We start from the raw sequence: 21,410 nt of genomic DNA, 5'->3' as shown, positions 1-21,410 counted from the left end.
ATGCGGCGAAGCCGCTCTACGCGCTGTGGCGGCCCGAGCCCCGCGATCGTGTGGGCTTGGCCTGTCGCGGCGAAGAGGGCGTGCGCGACGAGGTGATCGGCCGAGCCAGCAGGACGGCGATGGCGGTGGTGAGCGGTACCGACAGGGCAAGTGCGACGCCACCGACGGAGGACCGCACGATTTCGATCGCCACCGCGTCACCGGTCAACACGTCCTGGAACGATCTGCCGGCGACGCTGAACAGCAGGAGCAGCGGAAGCGCTCCACCGGCGTACGCGAGTACCAGGGTGTAGACGGTGCTGGCGATGTGATCACGGCCCACCCGCATCGCGGCTCCGAAAATCTCGCGTCTCGATGCCGTCTTGTCCACCGACGCCAACTCGAACGCGGCCGACGCCTGCGTGATCGTGACGTCGTTGAGCACACCGAGCGATCCGATGATGAAGCCGGCCAACAGCAGCCCGGTGATACTGACGTGGGTGATGTAGGTCTGGACCTCGGTGTTCTGTTCCTCGGACAGTCCCGTCAGATGCGTCATTCTGATCGCGACGTAGGACAGGGCCGCGGCCAGTCCCATCGAGGTCAGCGTGCCCAGGAGCGCCGAGCTGGTTCGGAGATTGACGCCGTGCGCCAGATACAGCACGGCGTAGAGAATGATCGCGCCGGCGACCAGCGCGACCGGAATGGCCGGAGCGCCGTCGAGCAGCGCGGGCAGCATGAAGACGACCAGTACCGCGAACGCGATCACCAGCCCGACGAGCGCGCGGAAGCCACGCCACCGGGCGACGACGCAGATGACCACGGCGAACACCGCGACGATGATCGACAGTGGCAGTCCGCGTGAGTAGTCGTTGAACGAGTACTGCACCGCGCCGGCCGGGTCGGTCTGCTTCACCAGGCGGATTCCCTCACCGGTACGCAGGTCGGGCTGCCCCGGGCCCGGGGCGATCTCGAGGACCGTTCTTTTGCCCGCGTCGTCGCCGGTGGTGATGTCGACGATGCTGCGTTGGCATTCGTAGGAGTCGTTGACCGGGGGAGTCGGGTTACCGCTGAACGGCCGCCCGGCGTCGGGGCTGCCGCAGGAGCCGATGCTCTGCGACGTGACCGTGCCGGCCTCGGTGGTGACGGCCCCGCCGCCGGTGGTCTGGAACGGTAGCGGGATGTCGACGCTCTGCTCGCTGGGCCACAGCGCGATGGCTCCGGCGATGACGGCGACGGCAATGGCGACCAACAATCCGACGACGACCTTGGCTGCCATCGGGCCCAATGGCACGGGGGAATCGCTGTGACCGTGACCGTGACCCACGTGAGAAGTGGAGCCCGGCGAGATGCCGTTCGAGGGTTGCGTGCCGTGTGGTTCCACGGTGCAAGGCTAGTACGGGGCCGGATCGGGACGGGCCGGGTACTGGGCCGATGCGAGGAGCTCGGTGGCGGGGAGCAGGGGGGCGTCCCCCGCCACCACCTGATCGACCCGGGGGGGATGGGTACGACCAGGGCTCGCGGGCACCGAAGTGCCGTCCGCCAATGTACAGATGATTCGCGGCGGAGGCGGGATCACCCCGGTGTTTTGTCCATCACTTTCAACTACTTGCCGGTAACTTCGAGACTCACTGTTTGTACGAGGACAGGAAGTTGCCGAACCTCTCGATCGCGACGGCCAGATCGCGCGCCCACGGCAGCGTCACGATCCGCACGTGATCGTGCCCGGGCCAGTTGAATCCGGTGCCCTGTACGACCAGGATCTTCTCCTGCAGCAAAAGGTCCTGCACGAGCTTCTCGTCGTCGTAGATCTCGTGCACCTCGGGATCGAGTCGCGGGAATGCGTACAGCGCACCGCGCGGTTTGACGCACGAGACCCCGTGAATGTCGTTGAGCTTCTCCCACGCAACATCGCGCTGCTCGAGCAGTCGTCCGCCGGGCAAGATCAGATCCTCGATGCTCTGGTACCCACCCAGAGCGACCTGAATGGCGTGCTGGGCAGGCACATTGGGGCACAGACGCGTCGACGCGAGCAGGTCGATGCCTTCGATGAACCCCGCGGCGTGCTTCTTCGGGCCGGTGATCGCGAGCCATCCGGCACGGTAGCCGGCCACGCGATACGCCTTGGACAGACCGTTGTACGTCAGGCACAGCAGATCCGGAGCCAGGCTCGCCAGCGAGGTGTGCTCGGCGTCGTCGTAGAGAATCCGGTCGTAGATCTCGTCGGCGAGCAGCAGCAACTGATGCTTGCGCGCCAGATCGACGATGCCCTGCAGCACCTCCTTGGAGTACACCGCACCCGTCGGATTGTTGGGGTTGATCACCAGCAGCGCGACGGTCTTCGGGGTGATCTTCGACTCGATGTCGGCGAGATCGGGATTCCACCCGTTCTCCTCGTCGCAGATGTAGTGCACCGCCTTGCCGCCGGACAGCGTCGTCATCGCCGTCCACAACGGGTAATCCGGGGCCGGGATCAAGACCTCGTCGCCGTCGTCCAGCAGCGCCTGCATCGTCATCGTGATGAGCTCGGAGACGCCGTTACCGAGGTAGATATCGTCGACGTCGAGATCGGGGAACCCCGGTTCGAGCTCGTAGCGAGTGACGATGGCACGTCGAGCCGACAGGATGCCCTTCGACTCCGAGTAGCCCTGGGCCACCGGCAGCGCCGCGATCATGTCTCGCACGATCACGTCCGGAGCCTCGAACCCGAACGGAGCCGGATTACCGATGTTCAGCTTCAGGATGCGATGGCCCTCGGCCTCGAGCCTGGCCGCATGCGCGTGTACCGGTCCGCGGATCTCGTACAGCACGTTCTGCAGCTTGGTCGACTGCTGCAACGTGCGATAACGCGGCTGTGGGTGGATCTGCGGAGTGCTCACCCGTCACATCGTGCCAGGTGAGTGCCGTGGGAATCCACGAGGTTGTCGTTCGGGCACCGCTGTTTCAGTGGGCCGTGTCGGTGGCAGGTGGAACAATCTCGTTCCATGTGCGGACGGTATGCCAGTACCCGGAGTGACAGCGACCTGCAGGCGGTCTTCGACATCGCCGAGACAGTGGGCGACGAGGTGCCGCCGTCGTACAACGTGGCCCCGACCCAGACCATCAGGACGGTGCTCGAACGCACCCCCAAGGACGTACCCGAGTCCGACGCCGTGCGCCAATTGCGTTCGGTGCGATGGGGATTGATTCCGTCGTGGGCGAAGGACGCGAAGATCGGGTCCCGGCTCATCAACGCCAGGTCCGAGACGATCACCGAGAAGCCGTCGTTCAAGAAGGCCGCAAGCCGTCGGCGCTGCATCATTCCGGCCGACGGGTACTACGAGTGGGAGAAGCGCGACGGTGCCAAAGTGCCGTACTTCCTGCACGACAGTGACATGGGTCGTTCCGCAGGCTCCCCTCCTGGGGGCGTGCTGGCGATGGCGGGTCTGTACGAACTGTGGCGAGACCCCACCAAGGCCGACGACGACGAAGACCGCTGGGTCTGGTCGGCCACCGTGCTCACCTCGCCTGCTGCGGACGCCCTCGGTCACATCCACGATCGATCACCGGTTGTGCTGCCCCCCGATCTGCGGGCGAGCTGGCTCGATCCGACGCTGACGGACCTGAGCGAGGTGTCCGAGCTGCTGGCCGCGGTACCGGAGCCACGGCTCGAGCCCTACGAGGTGAGTACCGCGGTGAACAGCGTGAAGAACAACAGCCCCGAGCTGCTGACGCCGGTCTAGCCCTGACCGTCGGTACGGTGCCGGCAGATGTCGAGCATCGCGGCTCGTTCGCTTGCAGTCAGATCGTCGGCCACCGGGGAATCGAGGATGCGCCGAAGCCGCCGGAAGTAGGTCGACGGATCGACCCCGAACGCCACGTAGATGTCCTCGGCACTGCCGCCGCCGTACCCGTGCCAGGTCCGGCCGAACGTCAGAATCTCGTGGTCCACCGAGTGGGTAGCGGTCCGGCGCATGATGTCTCCCTTGTGCTGCGTCCCACCATCATCGGTGTCGCGGTTGAAGGTGCGATGAACAACGCGTTACGTGCGTGTGGAGTTCACTAGGGTGGAGCAGGTGACCGCTCTCGCGTACGGATCCTGGCCCTCGCCCATCACCGCAGCCGATTTGTCGTCGGCCGGCCACCCCGTCGAAGGTGGGCGATTCGTCGGACACGAGATCTGGTGGTCCGAGGTGCGGCCGACCGAGCAGGGCCGAACCGCGATCTGCCGCCACGTCGACGGACAGGTCGAGGCGATCCTGCCGGCACCGTTCAATGCCCGCACCCGCGTTCACGAATACGGCGGCGGCGCATGGACGGCAACGCCGAACGGCGATCTGGTGTTCGCGGAATTCTCCGATCAACGCATCTACCGACTCACCCCCGGCGACGCACCTCTACCGCTCACCCCGGCCCCGGCTGTGGCGTCGAGCATTCGGTACGGGGAGCTGTCGGTGGTCGGCACCGACGTGATCGCCGTCCGCGAGACCCACGATGCCGGAGCCGTCACCCGAGACATCGTCGCGATCGACCTCGGCGGCGGCGGAGTGCGCTCACTGGTCTCGGGATCGAACTTCCTTGCCTACCCCAGGCTTTCACCCGACGGCAGCCGCATCGCGTGGATCGCCTGGAACCACCCGCAGATGCCCTGGGACGGAACAGAACTGCGGGTCGCATCGCTGGCGGATCCTTCGTCGTGGACGGTGTTGATGGGTTCGACCGATGAATCGGTGCTGCAGCCGGAATGGATCGACGACGAGTCGCTGTACGTCATCAGCGACCGAAGTGGTTGGTGGAACCTGTATTCGGTCACGCTGGACGGAGCGGCGACGTCGTTGGCGACCCTCGATGCAGATTTCGGTGCCCCACTCTGGCAACTCGGAGCCCGCTGGTACGACGTTCTCGACGACGGCACGCTGCTGACCGTTCGCACCGTCGGCACCGATACCCTTGCCGTTCTCGACCCCGTCACCGGCACCCTCGACGACATCGAACTCGGCGGAGTGACATCGGCGGGGCTCGGGGGACGGCTCGGATCGACGGTTCTGCTCCGAGGCGGCGGCGCGCAGGTGCCGTCGGGACTGTTCGCAGTCGATCTGGCCACCCGCGAATTACGCAGTGTTCGTTCGAGTTTCGAGTCGATACCGGACGTCGAATACCTGCCCGCGGGGCGTCAGGTCACCTTCCAAGGACCGGATCGCGAAGTGCATGCCATCGCGTACGCACCGCGAAACCCGTCCTACTTGGGATTGGACGGCGAACTGCCGCCGTACGTCGCATTCGTGCACGGCGGTCCGACGGCACACGTGGCACCGGCGTTGAACCCGGTGTTCGCGTACTTCACCAGCCGCGGCATCGGCGTCGTCGATGTGAACTACGGCGGATCCAGTGGTTACGGCCGCGAATACCGTAACCGGTTGCGTGGACAGTGGGGCGTGGTCGACGTCGAAGACACCATCGCCGCGGTCCGTGGCTTGGCCGATGCCGGCCTCGCCGACCCGAACCGGCTGGCCATCGAAGGTGGGTCGGCAGGTGGCTGGACGGTGTTGGCCGCGCTCACATCGTCGGATGTATTTGCCTGCGGCGCTTCGTATTTCGGTGTCGCCGAACTGGAGATGTTCGTCGCCGAGACGCACGATTTCGAGTCCCGCTACATCGACGGGCTCATCGGTCCGCTGCCCGAGGCCATCGATCTGTATCGCACTCGCGCGCCGGTGAACAACGTCGACGGACTCTCGTGCCCGGTACTGCTGCTGCAGGGTCTCGACGATCCCATCGTGCCGCCCTCGCAGGCCGAACGGTTCCGAGACGCCATGGTGGAGAAGGGAATACCGCACGCCTACCTCACGTACGCCGGTGAGTCGCACGGATTCCGCAAACTCGAAACACAGGTGAACGCCCGCGAATCGGAACTGTCGTTCTACGGTCAGGTCATGGGCTTCACCCCACCCGGAATCCCCGAACTGGAGCTGTGGCGACCGTCTAGCTGAGTGGTGGGTGTGCGCGCTTCGCCTCGAGAAATTCGAGCAGTGCGCTGGGAATCGCGCAGTACTTGCTATTGCCGACGGACAGTTTGCTGCCCGCCTCGAAGGCCGCCTTCGACGGGCCGTTGTGCTCGATCACCAATGCACACAGGCGCTCGTCGGTGCGGCCGGACTCGCAGCACTTCTCGACATGCGCTCGATCGTCGGGCGACAGCGCCGTCCACCACTCGTCGTAGCGGCGAAAGAGCTTGTCCGCGTCGTCGGTCATGCCTGCTCCTACTTCTTCGGGTACGAAGTTCGGTTCCGACCATACTCACGATGCCCGATTCGTCCACCGCCGCGGGGGTCCGGCGGGGTCTTCACACCCCTGGTGCAGAGTGCGCGCCCTCGCTCCGAGGTGATGAGGGGCGCTCGGTCGGGGCGGCGAGCGCGGACGGCGGCATCACGGAGCATCCGGTCGACCAGCTCGGGATGATCGCGGTCGGCCCAGGTGATGCGTACGACCTGCCGAACTGTCCCCCTGATGCGATCCTCTCGGCGCTTCTCCTCCCACGCCACGTCTGCGGCAGTCTTTCCTTCGGGTACGTAGCGCCCGTACTCGACCTTGCCGTCGAATTGGAGAACGGTCTCGATGCCGTCCAGGTCGAAATCCATGCGTCCGACGAAGGCGCGGTAGTCGATGATGCGAACCTCTGGATTTGGGATCCGCGAATCCAGAACGGCGACAACACGTTCGGTGGTGATTCCACGTGTTCGTGCCGCGACGTCAGCCACCCCTGGCACGGTTGCGCGTGATGTGGTCTCGGCTCAGATCGGCGTTCCACACATCGAGACCATGAAAGATTGCGGGAGAGCGCGTCGGATCGCGAGACGATGCGGGTCATGCAGAAATGCGCTCCAGCGCAATCGTTTTCGCAAGACCCCAGTGCCCGATTGTGGATAACCGAAGTGCCTGCGGATAAGCGAACGCTGAGACCTCACACCCTACTGACGACTGCGCGCCCCTGCTCTGAAGTGAGCGGGGGCGCGCGGTCGGCAATACGGGTGTGTAGTTACTTCCGGCGACCCGGAACCTTTGCACCCGGAGCGAATCCGAGTCCACCGGCCTTCGGCTTGGGCGGAGTGCGATCATCCGAACCGTTGGATGTGGTCTCGGCCGCAGTGTCCGACGCTTCTGCCTTCGGTACCTCTGCTTCCGGTACCTCGGCCTCTGGTGCTTCGGTGACCGGCGCCTCTGCTTCCGGTGTCGGCTCGGCCTTCTCGGGCTCTGCTGCAGCCGGTTCGGCTGGTGTCGCCGCAGGTGCAGCGGCGGCCGCACCCGGTGTCCGCGCACCGGGCTTCTTGAATCCGGACTTCACGGCCAGGCCCTTGGGCTGGACGGTCGGCTTGGACTCTGCTGCTGCGGATTCGGTTGCAGCAGCTTCGGTAGCGGGTGCCTCCGACGCCGTGGCCTCAGCAGCCGGTGCCTCAGCAGCCGGTGCTTCGGAGACCGGTGCTTCGGCAGCGGGCTTGCCCGGCGCCTTGGCTCCCGGCTTCTTGAATCCGGACTTCACGGCCAGACCCTTGGGCTGGACGGTCGGCTTGGATTCTGTGGCTACGGATTCAGTTGCAGCAGAAGGCGATTCCGCTGCATCATCGGCCGCTTCCGGGGTGGGTGTCGACGCCGCGGGAGCAGCGTCGGCGGGCTTGCCGGGTGCCTTCGCGCCGGGCTTCTTGAATCCGGACTTCACGGCCAGACCCTTGGGCTTGACTGTGGGAGTCGACTCGGAGGCCTCTGCGGGAGCAGGTGCTTCGGTTGCCGCGGGAGCGTCGGCAGGTGCCGGGGCAGCCGCCTTCGCGCCGGGTGCCTTGCCCTTCATCTGCAGACCCTTGCCGCCCGGTGCCTTGCCGCCGGCCATTCCGAGTCCCTTGGGCTTCGGAGCTGCCGCTGCCTGGGCAGTGTCGGTCTCGGCAGTGTCGGCCTTGTCGGTGGCTCCAGCCGAACCCGGCGTCTTGGCTCCCGGAGCCTTGGCCAGACCCTTCATCTTCAGTCCGCCGCCGGCTTTCGGAGCCGGAGCTGCCGGAGCGGACTTCGCCTCGGCCGGCTCTTCGACGGGTGCGATGCGCTCGGCTTCCTCGACCTCCATCGCTTTTTCGGTCTCGAGCTTTTCCTCCGCAGTGCGCTCGCGGGGGATGACCTTGATGTTCTCGGCCAGCACCGAGGACTCGACTCGGGTGATCGATTCGAGCATCAGCTGCGCAACATCGACAACCTCGACGCCTTCGTGCGCGCCGCCTTCCTGACGTGCGGTGACACCGTCGGTGAGCATGACGCGGCAGAACGGGCAACCCGTCGCGATCTTCTTGGGGTTGGTTGCCAGTGCCTCGTCGACCCGGTCGATGTTGATGCGCTTGCCGATGTTCTCTTCCATCCACATGCGAGCGCCACCGGCACCACAGCACATGGACCGCTCACCGTGACGCGGCATCTCCTTCAGGTTGGAGCCCGACGCGGCCATGAGCTCACGCGGGGCGTCGTAGACCTTGTTGTGACGGCCGAGGTAGCACGGGTCGTGGTACGTGATGTCCTGGCTGACCGAGGCCACCGGGATCAGCTTCTTCTGTCGCACGAGGCGGTTGAGCAGCTGCGTGTGGTGGACCACCTCGTAGTCACCGCCGACCTGCGGGTACTCGTTGCCGAGCGCGTTGAAGCAGTGGGCGCAGGTGACGACGATCTTGCGCTTGCTTTGCTCGACGCCGTCGAACACGTTGTTCAGCGTCTCGATGTTCTGCATCGCGAGCTGCTGGAAAAGGAACTCGTTGCCCGCGCGGCGAGCGGAGTCGCCGGTGCAGGTCTCGTCCGCACCCAGCACCATGAACTTCACGCCTGCGGTGGCGAGCAGCTCGGCGACGGCCTTCGTGGTCTTCTTGGCACGGTCCTCGTAGGCTCCGGCACAGCCGACCCAGAAGAGGTACTCGTAGTCCTGGAACGAATCGGCGTCCTGGCCGAAGACCGGGATGTCGAAGTCCATCTCGTTGATCCAGTTGAGGCGGTCCTTGGAGTTCTGGCCCCACGGGTTGCCCTTGTTCTCGAGGTTCTTGAACAAGCCGGCGAGCTCGGAGGGGAACTCGGACTCGATCAGCACCTGGTAGCGGCGCATGTCGATGATGTGGTCGACGTGTTCGATGTCCACCGGGCACTGCTCGACGCACGCACCACAGGTGGTGCAGCTCCACAGCACCTCGGGGTCGATGATGCCACCCTCGATGGCGTCGGCGACGAGCTTGCGATCGGCTTCGTCACGGGCGGCCTGCGGAATGGCGTCGAGCTTGGCCTGATCGACGTTGCCCTCTGCATCGACGAGTCCGACCTCGTCGCCGGCCATGTCCTTCTTGCCACCGGCAAGCAGGTAGGGAGCTTTGGCGTGGCTGTGGTCGCGCAGCGACATGATCAGCAGCTTGGGGGAGAGGGGCTTGCCGGTGTTCCAGGCGGGGCACTGGGACTGGCAGCGGCCGCACTCGGTGCACGTGGTGAAGTCGAGCCAGCCCTTCCAGCTGAAGTCCTCGATCTTGCCTGCACCGAACGCGTCGACGTCGGGATCGGCCTCTTCCATTTCGAGGACCTTGCCGCCGGACATCATCGGCTTGGCCGGTCCGAGGGCGACGGTGCCGTCGTCCATGCGCTTGAAGTAGATGTTGGGGAAGGCCGTGAAGCGGTGCCACGCGACACCCCAGTTGATGCGGGTGCCCACGATGTAGAGCCAGATCATGCCGGACATCAGCTTGATCAGAGCAAAGATCGAGACCATGTTGGAGTTGGCCGGCAGCAGCTCGGCCAGGCGCATCGTGAAGAAGTCGGTGTATGGGTTGGAATGCCCGTACGTCGCGATCTTGCCTGCCTTGACGAACACCATGCCCAGGCCCTCGATGAGCACGACAGCCTCGACGAAGTAGGCGGCCTTGAATCCGGAGCCGGCGAAGCGCGACTGACGCTCGGCCTTCCGCGGGTGGTTGAGCTGGCGAATGACGATCAGCGTGGTGATACCGATGACCGTGCCGAGACCGAGAATCTCGTCCATCAGGTGGTAGACGGCGGTATCGCCGACGATGGGCCAGTGGAACTCGGGGTTGAACGTCTGGCCGTAGGCCTCGAACCAGAACACGGACCCGACCATGAAGCCGATCATCACCAGCCAGTGCGCCCAGCCGACGGTGCGGAACTTGACCATCTTGGTGTGGGCGGCGAACTCGACGACCATCTGCTTGAAGCGGGGGACGATCGGTCGCCAACGGTCGGGTGCCGGCTGACCCAGCCTCACGATGTTGAACATGCGCAGGGCACCACGAATGAAGGCGTACCAACACACGAGGCTGAGCAGAGCACCGACTGTGCCCAACGTGATCGTCAGGGCGTTCATGTCGCGGCCTTTCGTTCAGTGGCAGCTGGAGCAGCTGCCTCGGGTCCAGCCCGTCGAGAGGAATACGGCGATGTTACCTGTCAGTAGATCGCGAAATCTACCGGCCGGTAACTTAGGTCAGAATCGCGTGGAGCGACGCTGGTGGTTGCGCGCACGAGACCGTCCGACGGGTGGGCTGAACTCGTCAGTAGGTTGTCGCCCGCATCACGTTAGGCGTACGGGCATGTGGGGTCCGTGAGAAGGCAGACCTAACCCGGCGAATCCGGCTCGGAAATCGAGGTTTACGGGCCCGCGCATCGGGAATTGAAAGCGCGATGAAACCGGTCGATGACGCTGTTGTTTTCGCGCGTATCGGGCGTAGTGACTTTTCATAGCCTTTCGACCATGTCAAAGGGTTGGTAGCACAACGACCGGTCGGATTCATGGTTTACACTGCCTGTGGACCAGAGGTGCGAGGACGTCATTCGGGGTGATGTCGCGTTCGACGGTTTGCCGCCAAAAGCACTGCAGCACATGCACAGAAACGGAACACAACACCACATGAAACTCAGCAAACTGGTCGTCACCTCGGCCCTCGTAGCAGCAGCTATGGGTCTGGCCAGCGGAACCGCCTACGCGCAGCCCGACACCAGCACCACGACCCCCGACACGAACTACTCGGTCGAGCTGGAAGACCGCACCATCGTCACCACGATCGATGCGGGCGTCTTCAAGGTCGCCGATGACGGCAAGACCGTCGACGTCCTCGACGCCGCCGACAAGATCCTCGTCACCCTCCCGCTGTCGTTCAACCTCGGCGGACTGAACTTCCCGTACGAGCAGAACGTCGACGACAACGGCAAGACCCTGCGTCTGGTGCCGCAGCTCGACCTCTCCAAGGCCTCGGCCAACTCGCGCAGCATCGGCGCGACGACGGTGGCCTCGCCCGAGGAAAACCTCAAGGCGCAGCAGAACTTCTCGTCGCAGCTCGGAATTGCTACCGCGATTGGAACCCTGACCGGCTCCGCAATCGGTGCGGTGATCGGTTGCATTGTGACTCTCCCCGCAGGCTGTATCCCCGGCTTGGTGACCGGTGCGGGAGCAGGTGGAATCATCGGCACCATCGCTGTCGGCGGGCCCGGCTTGGTCGTTGCCGGAATCGATCTGCTGAACACGTTGAACGCTGCTCCCGGAACCTCGGTCTGGGCCAAGTAGTCACAGCGCATTCGTCGAAAGAACCCACGATCTCGTCGAGGTCGTGGGTTCTTTTGTGTTGTCAGGCAGCAGGATTGGTGGCGACGGTCGCAGTCGCTGTGTCGGCTTCGAGTAATGCGATGGGCTTCGAGCACGCGGTGCGCAATGCCCGTCGGATGGTGTCGGCATCGACGAAGTGCGAGTGGAACGACGCGGCGACGCGAATAGAGTCGCGTAGCCGTGCGGTCGTCAGGGTGATGTGTCCGTGGCTCGCAGGTGCCACCATGACTCGGTACGAGCCCTGTGTGTCGCCCACGAAGGCGATGTCGTTCAACCGTGCGTGCCGGCCCATGTCGGACAGTGCCAGGCGGATGGTGTCGGGTGTGGTGGGCGGCGGGGTGTCGGTCGCGGGGGCGGAGCGCAACCTGGCCAGTTTCGAGCGGAGCGCGACCAGTATCAGGTTCGCGATCGGGTGCCCGGACTCGATGATTCGTCGCCACTGCCGCGACAGCAGAACTGTGTCGGTGGTGTCGGGGAGGTAGACGTCGATACCGGCCGACAGGTTGGCGAGGGTGGTCAGCTCGGGTGGCAGGTACCGGCGGACGTCGAACAGCACTTTGGCGACGTCGTCGACGGCCATGCCTTCGCTGCGCAGTGCGGCGTCGAGGGCCGCGAAGAACAGGATCGAGATCGATTGCCCGGGGCGGTGGTCGTCGCGCCACCTCGCCAGCTCTCGGGTGCATTCGATCGTGGCGGCCGCAGCCACCACCTCGACGGGCGCGTGCGCGTCGGTCGACGCTCTCTGTGTGGACACCGCCTGTGTGGGGGCCGCGTGGCCGGTCGGCCCGCCGCTCGCCGGCTTGCGTCCGCACACTCCGATACCCGGGTGAATGCGCGAGCGCAGCAGCCGGGGAAGCCGCTTGGGATCGGTTCCGAAACAGCGCATCGCCGCTACGGCGAGCGGGTGACGCGTCTGCGCTGCTGTAGCCCAGCGGGGCACGATGCCGTTGCGCGCGTCGGGATCGGCGAGTGTGTGGGAGAGGTTGATGATCATCTGGCCGTCGCCGAGCCCGTGATCCATGTAGAACACCACGTGGTCACCGCGCACCGTGATGGACAATGGCTCGGCGGGGTCGTGCGCGGCCAGTAGCTGGGCCATCGCGGCGTCGTACTCGCCCTCGGTGATCGCGGAGTCCTCCCGGACGGCCTGCAAGGGGGCATCCGGATCGTATCGCCAGCGTCGCGTGCCGGAATCGGGATGCAGCCCCACTCGCACGGCCGGGCCGACGCTCATCGTCGTGCGCAGCGCTCGGCGGATGCCGTCGACGCCACCATGATCGACTGGACCGAAAGCCACCACGGTCCAGTTACCCGCAAGCGCGACATCGGTCTCGTGAACCGTGACGTGCGAGGGAAAGACCACGTTCATCGCGTAGGTCCCTTCCGATAGACGGCTTTACTTCTTGTTTATGAAAGCCTGACAAGCAGTATGAACTCGAATGGGCATTTGAGCCAACTCTGAGTACGATGTAATCGAGTCAAACAAACTATTGGACAGGAAACCGGTGTCGTGGACGGAGCCAGCGGGGTACAGGTACTCGCGGTCTCGCTGTCGACATCGGTGGGCGGAACCGATCACAGCCTTCGAAACGTCGCGCTGGCACTGCGTCCGCTGGGCGTGACCGTCACGCTGGGTGCGCCCGGTGGGAGCGAAACCGAGAACTGGTGGCGGGCGGCCGGCCTGCCGTTCCTGCCGCTCGACCTGCCGCATCGCATCGGAATCCATCGTCAGGGCGAGAAGTCTCTGCATCCCATCGGTGGGCTCGCTGCGCAGGTGCCGAAGAGCGCACGCACGGTGTCGATCCTTCGCCGAGCCGCCCGGGACTTCGACGTCGTGCATTCCAACCATCTCCTGCTGCATCCCGACGCGGTGCTCGCGTCCCGACTCGCACGCACCCCGGTCGTCGTCGAATTTCACGACATCGTCCCCGCCGGGCCGGGGCGCACGCTGCTCGCCGCGATCGCGACGACGGCAACCCACACGGTGGCCGTCAGCACTGCTGCAGCACAGCAACTCCCGACGCGTGCTCGTCGACGGGTGAGCGTGGTGCACCAGGGAATCGACACCACGGCCTTCGCGCCGGGTGCCGGTGACCCAGCTCTGCGGGCCGACATGACCGCCGACCCCGATGCTCCACTGATCGCAGCCGTCGGCCGGATCGATCGCGAGAAGAAGCTCGACGTGCTGATCGACGCCGTGGCGCGCGTGCGCCGGTCCGGAGTTGACGCGCATCTGGCGATCGTCGGCGCGCCCAGTGAGGACGACGGTGGCTACCTTGTCGAGTTGCAACAGGCCGCGGAACGGTTGCTGCCCGGTGCGCATCGTTTCCTCGGCCGGACGGACGCGGTGGCGTCGACGTTGCGTGCCGTGGATGTACTGGCCTGCCCGTCGCAGGACGAGCCGTTCGGACTCATCGCGCTCGAGGCGCAGGCATGTGCGGTGCCGGTCGTGGTGAGTGACACCGGGGGCCTGGTCGATTTCGTCGCGCACGGGCGCACCGGCCTCGTTGCCCGAACCGGCGACGTCGACTCTCTGGCCGCGCAGTTGTGCCGAATGCTCACCGACCGCGACCTGGCCGCCACCCTCGCCGAGGCTGCGCGGGGGCAAGCCGTCTCCCGGTTCGATTCGCAACATCGCGCGAAGCACTTCGCCGACATCTACAGTTCAGCAATCGGGAAGCGGCGCATCACATGACGTGACGCATCGGCTCTGCAGCGGAGCCGACGACGCAACCCAGCCGTCGGATGTCGGGGCATCCGCACGCACACGCTCGTACCGAATCGGAGTTCTTCATGCTCGACCACATCACCCCCGGCGTCCCGCGCCGCCGCACCCCGCAGCGGGTCGGCGTTGCCGTTCTGGCCGCGGCTGCAACCGCGACCCTGGCCGGGGCCGGCTGGGTTCTGGCACCGAGGCGGTCGCCGGAACCGCTGCGCGCAGCAGAGCCGTTCGTCGACGGCGACCTCATCACCGTCGTCGTGGGAACCGTGGGCAGGCCGTCGCTGTCGGGGACCGTCGAGGCCGTGCTCGCGCAGTCCTACCCGGCCGTGGAGATCGTGGTGGTGGACAACGCACCCACGTCGGGACGGGTGGACGACGCGTTGAGGTCGATAGACGATCCCCGCTGCATCGTCGTACGTGAGCCGCGCCGCGGGGTCTCGAGAGCCAGAAACACCGGTGCCCTGCACGCGTCGGGCCGCGTGATCGCCTTCACCGACGACGACGCCGAACCGGATTCTCAGTGGCTCGCCGCCGTGGCGCAGGTGTACGCGGCAGATCGGGACGGAGTCGTGGCCGGGGTGACCGGACGGGTCGTCGGACTCGAGGTCGAGACCGATCAGCAGCGGTGGTTCGAGGAATCGGGGTTGTTCGAAAAGGGCTCGACGCGCACTGTCTGGACCCTCGCGCCGACCGGATCGATCGACAAGGAACTGGGTGAGCGCGGCACCGCAGCACTGTTCCCCTACACGGCCGGGGAGATGGGCAGCGGCAACAACATGTCGTTCCGAAAGACTGCCTTCGACTCGCTCGCGGGATTCGACGAACGGATCGGCCCCGGCACGCCCACCAAAGGCGGCGAGGATCTCGAGCTGTTCCGACGTGCTGTGCTGCGCGGCGGAACGATCGTCTACGACCCGACGGCCGTCGTCGGCCATCATCATCGAGCCGATCACGAAGCGTTGCACGAGCAGATGTTCGGGTACGGAAGCGGAATGGCCGCCATCGTCACCAAACTCTTCCTCGACGGCGGAGCTCCGGCCCGGGCACTGCTCGGCCGGCTCCCGACCGCGTTCCGCATGCTTCTCGCGCCCGAGGAGAACCGATTCGCGGACGGGGCTCCGCCGATGCCTCGCGACCTCAAGCTCACCGAGCTCTGCGGCTACCTGTGCGGGCCGTTCCTGTACGTCAAGGCCATCACTGTCCGCGGCACCGGGATCAATTCATGACGATCACCCACACCGCCGACGCACCCGAGGACGCGGTAGGTCGAGCCGATCCGCCGCGCCCCGACTCGAGCTACCGCGGGGCGCAAGCGCTGCTGTTCGCTGCCGCAGCGGTCGCCATCGCGTCGACGGTGCTGGCCATCCTCGCCGGATCCGATCACGCGGGTGCAGTACCCAACGGGCTGCGGGTAGCGGTGGTCGTCGCCGCCGTGACGCTGTTGCCCGGAGCTCCGATCGCGGTGCTGCTGCGGATCCGACAGCCGGCACTGGTCGGTTCGGTGACGGTCTCGATCTCGTTTGCGACGATGCTGATCATCGCGCAGGCCGAGGTCGTCACCGGGAATCTGCGTCCGGTGACGGTGCAGCTCTATATCTGCGCGGTGTCCGCGGCATTGATCCTGTGGGCGTCGCGAACCTTGGTGCCTGCGCTGCCTCGACCGCGTCCGAACCGGGCCGCGGTGGTGACCCGGTACGTAATGCTCGGCGCGGTGGCCGTCGCCGTCGTGCTGTTCGCTCACGCGACGAAGGTGCTCAGGCCGCAGGCGTCCGGGGCGCTGGGCGTCATCACCCACATCGGGTTCAGCTACCTCGTCGCGCTGGTCATCGTGGCCGCGGTCATCGCCGTGGCGCTCTCGCGGGCCCGACTCGACCCGGTGGTACTCGGTGCGGCCGGTCTCGCGTTGATCATGTTCACCACGATGTACGTGTCGTTGGCCGACGGTGTCACCTCGATCCCGACGGCGTACACCCATCGCGGGCTGATCGACATCATCGCCTCCCTGCAGGGTCTGCCGCCGCCGTCGGACGCGCGATTCAGTTGGGCCGGATTCTTCTCCGCCGGAGCTCACATGTCGGGTGCCGGCGCGCTGTCGGACCTGTCTCCGATGCTGCTCTGGGCTCCGCTCTTCTACGGCGGTGTGACCATGCTGCCGCTGTACTCGATCGCGTTGTCGCTGACCGGGCGCAGGCGCGTGGCGTGGATCGCGGTGATCCTCTACCTGTCGTTCAATTGGTACCAGCAGGACTACTTCGCGCCGCAGCCGACGGCGACCATGCTGTACCTGACCATCTGCGCCCTGCTGCTGTGGCAGTTGCGCAGTGCGCCCCTGCCGTCGGCCCCTCGGTCGTGGCGTCGGTGGATCGTCACGGTGCCGCGGCGAACTCTGGGCACGGTCCCCGGCTTCGGTGCCGGCCGGACCCTGGCGATCGAGGCGCTGATGATCGTCATGATCGCGGCGATCGTCATCACGCACCAGCTGACGCCCATCGTGTTGATCGCGGCGCTGTTCCTGTTCTCGCTCACCGGAACCACGCGGTACCGACTGCTATGGCTGTTCGCGGCCGCACTGTTCGTGGCCTGGTTCAGTTACGGAGCCGTCGACTACTGGAAGGGCCACCTCGCGTACGTGCTCGGCGATGTGGGCCAGGTGTCCGGTGCGGTGCAGGGTGGCGTCAGCGACCGGATCGGTGCCGATCCGCTATATCAGAAGATGCAGTATCTGCGGTTGGCGGCGTCGGGCACTCTCATGATGTTCGCGTTCGTCGGTTGGCTGACGTACCGCAGACGTACGACGTGGCTCATCGGTGGCCTGCTCTGCATGGTGCCCTTCGGGCTGGTGGCGGTGCAGAGCTACGGCGGTGAGGTGGTGATCCGGTGTTTCGTGCTGGCGTCGCCGTTCATCGCGCCCTACGCCGCGGACGCGTTGGTGCGCACTTTCGCCATCATTCGTCGATTCACGGGTCGATCGGCCCAGCCGCGGCATTGGTCGCGCACCGTCGCCGCGACCGCGGCAATTCTCGGAATTGCGCTGATACTGACGGCAACTCGTGGATTGAACACCTCGTTCGAGCACACCGACGAGGATCAGATCCGATACGGAGACGCATTGATGCGGTCGGTTCCGCAGGGCTCGGAAATCATGGTCATCGGAACGGCGGCCGGGCTGGTGTCCGCACGTTACTTCGACGACGTCCGAGTGTCGACCATGGAATCGTTCGAGTGCCTCGACGATCTCAGCGGGTGCGTCCGAAAGGAGAACCCCGACTTCGTGTTCACCACTCGACAATCATCGGCGCAGATCTACCTGCAGTACGGATATTCGCAATCGGTCGTCGACCAACAGCTGGGCGTGCTGGTCGGATCCGACGAGTATCGCGTGGTCGTCGAAACCGCCGACCTGACCATCCTGCAGAACGCGTCCACCCCACCGGTGGTGCTCAAATGACCGATCTGTGGCTCGGCTTTCTCGCATTCGGTGCGCTGTTCGCAGCACTGATCGTCTCGTCGGTACTGCGCGAACGTGAGGTGCCCTCCGACGGTGCGATCGGGCGCGGCGGCAGCGGACGCATCAACCGTGCGGTGGTGCTCTCCGCGGCACTGATCGTGCTGTTGCTGCTGGCCGCAGTCGTCGTGATCGTGCGGTTCCAGCAGATCGCGATCTGGGAGTGAGAATCGGACGCGGCCTGTCGGTGGCCCTGCTGGTCGTGGCGACGACTGTGTCCTGCGCGCAGTCGACCGGACCGCAACCCGCGTTGGTCAGCAGCGAGCGGTGCGACCCCATGGCGGACGACGTCATGTCGGGTGAAGCCGTGCCCCGGGAGGATTTGCCGGGGTGGCGGCAGGTCTTCGTCGACGATTTCGACCGGTGCGATCTCGGTGACGACTGGGGTGCGTACTACGGCCAACCCGGAGGCGACCCGGCCAGTTGGTGGGAGTACGAACAGGCCTCGGTCACCGGTGGCGCACTGCGGCTGCGCGCCGAGCAGAAAGATGGCCGCTGGGTGACCGGCGGCGTCTCCAACGCGCCTGTGTCGCAGAAGTACGGCAAGTGGGACGTGCGGCTGCGTGCGGACCGATCCGACGAGATCAGCTACCACATTCTGCTGTGGCCCGCCGACGAGGTGTGGCCGCCGGAGATCGACATCGCCGAGAGCGCCGACGGGACCAGACAGACGATGTCGTCGTTCCTGCACTGGAGCGGCGCAGAAGGAGAACATCACTTCTCACAGGCGAATCTGCAGTTGGACACCAACGACTGGCAGACCGTCGGAGTCGAATGGGACCCCGAGCAGATCAGGTATCTGGTCAACGGAAAGGTTTGGGCGCGAACGCCATTGGGAGTATCCATCCCGGACAAGCCGATGTGGTTGGGCATCCAGGCCCAGGCGGGTGCGTGCACGAAGCTCGAATCCTGGGGTGTCGGGGAATGCGGCCGAGCGGGAACACCCGACGTCGCGAACGTGGATGTGGACTGGGTGTCGGTGTACGAATCGGACGGAACACCGTCCGTCGTGGAGGACACTCCGTCGGGATCGGTTCTGCTGGAACAACAGAACTGACGCTGAGCCGGCCTACGACGTACGAACCGTCAGGCCCGGATTCTCGGCGAGGATGTCGTTGACAGGCGTCGCGAACAGTTCCGGGCGCTGGCCCTGCAGCAGGCTGACGACGGTCGCGATCTCGCACGAGGGTTGATCGCCCACGTTCGACGCGTTGGCGATGCCCACGGCGAGCGTGCCACTGACGATGGGGCCGCCGCTGTCACCGCGCAGGGCGCAGATCGACGTGGAGAAGCTGCGGTCCAGGACATTTCCGCCCATGGTGACGTGTTGGCCAGTCGACAGGATTGTGCCGCAACTGAATCCGGTGGTGGCTCCGGATTTGCAGACCGGCGCGCCGACGACCGGATCCACCGTACCGGTGATCAGCAGTGGGCCGAGCCCGGGAACCCGCATCGCGTTGCTCTCGAATTCCCCGGTGTTGCCGTCGTCGATGTCGATGAGCGCATAGTCGTTGTGCGCCCGGCTGGTTCGATAGAACGAGCCGAACTTGGAGCCGACGAGGCTGCCGTACATGGGGTACGCGCCCGTCGTGACGGCGGAACCGGTGCTCGACTCGCCCGGATCGCAGTGTCCCGCAGTGATGTTGACGGCACCACGCGTCGGATCGACTGCATTGAAGCCCAACGAGCAACGCAGACCTGCTCCGGCCGGGGTGCCGGCGAGAAAGCTGTCGCCGCCGAGATACGAACTGGCGCGAATTGGCCCTGCGGTGAGCGAGGGGTCGAACGGCAGCCGGTCGAGGAGCGGGCCGATTGCATCGAGGAAGGGAGCCGGGACATCGAACTCAGCCGGGTCGATCGCGAACCCGGCCGCCGCCGCGGCGTCGACCACATTCGCGTGGGACGGTCCGTCGGCGACCGCGACGACCGGCAATCCTGCCGCGTCGAGGTGGCCACGGACCGCCGGGCCGACGGCGGCAGTGAACTCGGCCAACCGGCGCGCTGCGTCGGCGCGGTCGAGAAACTGCTGAGGGCTCAGCCCGAGATCTCGTGCCACAGCGTCGGCCAGTGACGCCGGTTCGGGCGGTGCCGCAACGGCAATGGGCGCGGACACCACCGTCGCGACGAGCAACGAGACAGCAGTGACCGATAGTGCACACGCACGGCGACGCATAACGACCTTCCCCCCGGGCATCGAACGATGTGATGCCGTTCACTTCGCACACGAACTATAGGGGGTCGGCGGCCTCGGGCGTACCGGTTCAACCGGTTCGGACTGTAGCTCCGGTCGCGCTCGTGACCTGATCGATGGGAATGCCCAGGCTGGCGGTGCCGCCGAACTGCGCCAGCGCGAGGTTCGCCTCGGTGCAGTCGGGTGCTCCGCCGCTGTTGGATCCGCTGGTGATGCCGAGTGCCAGCGTGCCGGTGACGATGGCCCCGCCGCTGTCTCCGGCCAATGTGCATGCAGTACTGGCGAAGCCGCGCACGGTGCGCGACGTGCCGTCCTCCATGAACAGTTGCGTCTCGACGCGATCGGCAGCTACTACACCGCACGTGAACGACGAGGACTGTCCGGATTTGCAGACGGGTGCGCCGATGACGGGGGATGCGGTTCCGGTGACGGTGACGGTACTGCCGTTGGCTCCGCGAACGGTGGGGCGGTCGAGCCCGGCCTTCTGCCCGGCGGCGTCGAGGCCGATGACCGACCAGTCGAGGCCGTCCGGTGCTCCCAAGCTCGATCGATCGAACGAGCCGATCTGGGAGCTGCGCGCGATGTCGGCCGGATCGGGCAAATATACCGGCGCTCCGCCGGAGCCGGTGGCCTTGTTCGGATTGCAGTGTCCTGCAGTCAAATTGACGGCGCTACCGTCGGAGTCGACGGCATTGAAGCCGAACGAGCAGATGCTGATCTCGGTCGGCGGTGCGTCGGCGATCGGCCCGGCAGTGGTGACGTACGTGTCGCCGCCCATCGGCGCCGGGTCGGCCGGCTTGTTGCCACCGGGCGCGAGCGTCACCTTGATGTTGGCCAGCAGTGTGGGCAGGTTCAACGCCCGGCCGATCGGACTGTTCGCCACGTCCAGCACGATCTGGTTGTCGATGAAGTCGATGGCTGTGCCGTTGATCTGCTCCGAGATCTCACGAGGCAGGCCGGCGATCCACGAGTTCAGATCTGCCAGCGACTTCTCCAGCCCGTCCGCGGACACCGGCGACTGCGCGGTGGCATAGCCGTCCTTGGCCACTGCCTGTGCGGCAGCGGGAGAGGTGACGGCGACGACGGCATTACCGTCGGGTCCGATCCAGGCACCGGCGAAATCGGCGGGTCGGCTCGCACGGAAATCCGAGGCGTAGGCCGACAGCTCCTGTGCACGTGCCGCACGGTCGAGGTACTCCTGCGGGGAGATCTTCAGATCTCGCTGCACGGCTTCGACGAGCTCCCGCGGAAGCTGATCGGCGGGCGACTGAACCACAGGTTCGGCTGCCGCTGTTCCGGAGAACGAAGCAAGAAGTACGAAAGCCGTCGAGCACAGCACTGCAGTACGCAGAGCCCCGGTGTTACGCATGAAATCCCTTCATCGGGTGCTTGGCATCAGCGCCCCACCCTAGGGCATGCG

At 65.8% G+C, this 21,410-nt stretch carries 17 protein-coding genes; 8 read left to right on the top strand and 9 right to left on the bottom strand.

Annotated features, from left to right (window positions below; translation table 11 throughout):
* Positions 1 to 16: 16 nt before the first annotated feature.
* Positions 17 to 1,258 (bottom strand): YibE/F family protein, encoded by a 1,242-nt coding sequence (locus tag E4P29_RS07200; protein WP_135043185.1) that lies wholly within the window; start codon positions 1,256 to 1,258, stop codon positions 17 to 19.
* Positions 1,259 to 1,607: 349 nt separating this feature from the next.
* Positions 1,608 to 2,858 carry a pyridoxal phosphate-dependent aminotransferase gene (locus E4P29_RS07195; protein ID WP_135043182.1) on the bottom strand — a complete coding sequence of 417 codons (1,251 nt, stop codon included), beginning with the start codon at positions 2,856 to 2,858 and terminating at the stop codon, positions 1,608 to 1,610.
* A 105-nt stretch (positions 2,859 to 2,963) separates the two neighbouring features.
* On the opposite strand from E4P29_RS07195, the gene E4P29_RS07190 reads away from it, so the two are divergent.
* Positions 2,964 to 3,701, top strand: coding sequence for an SOS response-associated peptidase (locus E4P29_RS07190; RefSeq protein WP_135043180.1), 738 nt, complete (start codon positions 2,964 to 2,966; stop codon positions 3,699 to 3,701).
* On the opposite strand, the gene E4P29_RS07185 is transcribed toward E4P29_RS07190, so the two are convergent.
* On the bottom strand, positions 3,698 to 3,934 hold the full coding sequence (locus E4P29_RS07185) for a DUF3263 domain-containing protein (protein ID WP_135043178.1): 237 nt from the start codon (positions 3,932 to 3,934) through the stop codon (positions 3,698 to 3,700). The genes E4P29_RS07190 and E4P29_RS07185 overlap by 4 nt on opposite strands.
* 100 nt (positions 3,935 to 4,034) lie before the next feature.
* Between E4P29_RS07185 and E4P29_RS07180 the strand changes: the two genes are divergently transcribed.
* Positions 4,035 to 5,948, top strand: coding sequence for a prolyl oligopeptidase family serine peptidase (locus E4P29_RS07180; RefSeq protein ID WP_135043176.1), 1,914 nt, complete (start codon positions 4,035 to 4,037; stop codon positions 5,946 to 5,948).
* Here the strand turns inward: E4P29_RS07180 and E4P29_RS07175 are convergent.
* From E4P29_RS07175 to E4P29_RS07165, 3 genes are all read right to left on the bottom strand, one after another.
* Positions 5,941 to 6,210, bottom strand: coding sequence for a hypothetical protein (locus E4P29_RS07175; protein ID WP_027495639.1), 270 nt, complete (start codon positions 6,208 to 6,210; stop codon positions 5,941 to 5,943). The genes E4P29_RS07180 and E4P29_RS07175 overlap by 8 nt on opposite strands.
* Positions 6,211 to 6,218: 8 nt before the next feature.
* The gene (locus E4P29_RS07170; RefSeq protein ID WP_135043174.1) at positions 6,219 to 6,716 is read right to left on the bottom strand and encodes a hypothetical protein; all 498 of its coding nucleotides are present in this window, start codon (positions 6,714 to 6,716) and stop codon (positions 6,219 to 6,221) included.
* Between the two features lie 278 nt (positions 6,717 to 6,994).
* Positions 6,995 to 10,339, bottom strand: a complete 3,345-nt coding sequence (locus E4P29_RS07165) for a (Fe-S)-binding protein (protein ID WP_135043172.1) — start codon at positions 10,337 to 10,339, stop codon at positions 6,995 to 6,997.
* A gap of 540 nt (positions 10,340 to 10,879) precedes the next feature.
* On the opposite strand from E4P29_RS07165, the gene E4P29_RS07160 reads away from it, so the two are divergent.
* Positions 10,880 to 11,533, top strand: coding sequence for an ammonium transporter (locus E4P29_RS07160; RefSeq protein WP_135043169.1), 654 nt, complete (start codon positions 10,880 to 10,882; stop codon positions 11,531 to 11,533).
* Positions 11,534 to 11,594: 61 nt separating this feature from the next.
* On the opposite strand, the gene E4P29_RS07155 is transcribed toward E4P29_RS07160, so the two are convergent.
* Positions 11,595 to 12,941: a hypothetical protein gene (locus E4P29_RS07155; protein ID WP_135043167.1), complete on the bottom strand. Its 1,347-nt coding sequence runs from the start codon at positions 12,939 to 12,941 to the stop codon at positions 11,595 to 11,597.
* 141 nt (positions 12,942 to 13,082) lie between these two features.
* Here E4P29_RS07155 and E4P29_RS07150 point away from each other — a divergent pair, with 141 nt between their 5' ends.
* The 5 genes from E4P29_RS07150 (at position 13,083) to E4P29_RS07130 (ending at position 18,856) form a co-directional block, all read left to right on the top strand.
* The gene (locus E4P29_RS07150) at positions 13,083 to 14,267 is read left to right on the top strand and encodes a glycosyltransferase family 4 protein (RefSeq protein WP_135043166.1); all 1,185 of its coding nucleotides are present in this window, start codon (positions 13,083 to 13,085) and stop codon (positions 14,265 to 14,267) included.
* Between the two features lie 98 nt (positions 14,268 to 14,365).
* Complete coding sequence (locus tag E4P29_RS07145; protein ID WP_167735403.1) at positions 14,366 to 15,520, top strand: glycosyltransferase; 1,155 nt, start codon at positions 14,366 to 14,368, stop codon at positions 15,518 to 15,520.
* Entirely contained in the window at positions 15,517 to 17,742 is a 2,226-nt protein-coding gene (locus tag E4P29_RS07140) for a serine/threonine protein kinase (RefSeq protein WP_135043162.1), read from the top strand. Before E4P29_RS07145 ends, E4P29_RS07140 begins: the two co-directional genes overlap by 4 nt.
* Positions 17,739 to 17,966 carry a hypothetical protein gene (locus tag E4P29_RS07135; protein WP_135043159.1) on the top strand — a complete coding sequence of 76 codons (228 nt, stop codon included), beginning with the start codon at positions 17,739 to 17,741 and terminating at the stop codon, positions 17,964 to 17,966. The genes E4P29_RS07140 and E4P29_RS07135 overlap by 4 nt, the downstream gene beginning before the upstream one ends.
* Positions 17,963 to 18,856, top strand: a complete 894-nt coding sequence (locus E4P29_RS07130) for a glycoside hydrolase family 16 protein (RefSeq protein ID WP_135043157.1) — start codon at positions 17,963 to 17,965, stop codon at positions 18,854 to 18,856. The genes E4P29_RS07135 and E4P29_RS07130 overlap by 4 nt, the downstream gene beginning before the upstream one ends.
* A 12-nt stretch (positions 18,857 to 18,868) precedes the next feature.
* Here the strand turns inward: E4P29_RS07130 and E4P29_RS07125 are convergent, their stop codons facing one another.
* Complete coding sequence (locus tag E4P29_RS07125) at positions 18,869 to 19,972, bottom strand: S1 family peptidase (RefSeq protein ID WP_135043155.1); 1,104 nt, start codon at positions 19,970 to 19,972, stop codon at positions 18,869 to 18,871.
* A gap of 88 nt (positions 19,973 to 20,060) precedes the next feature.
* The gene (locus E4P29_RS07120) at positions 20,061 to 21,359 is read right to left on the bottom strand and encodes a S1 family peptidase (RefSeq protein ID WP_209205323.1); all 1,299 of its coding nucleotides are present in this window, start codon (positions 21,357 to 21,359) and stop codon (positions 20,061 to 20,063) included.
* Positions 21,360 to 21,410 lie beyond the last annotated feature (51 nt).

The organism is Rhodococcus sp. 1R11 (genome assembly GCF_004563845.1).
GTDB lineage: Bacteria > Actinomycetota > Actinomycetes > Mycobacteriales > Mycobacteriaceae > Rhodococcoides.
The sequence above is the reverse complement of the archived record's forward strand: the minus strand, read 5'-3'. Positions and strand labels throughout refer to the sequence as shown.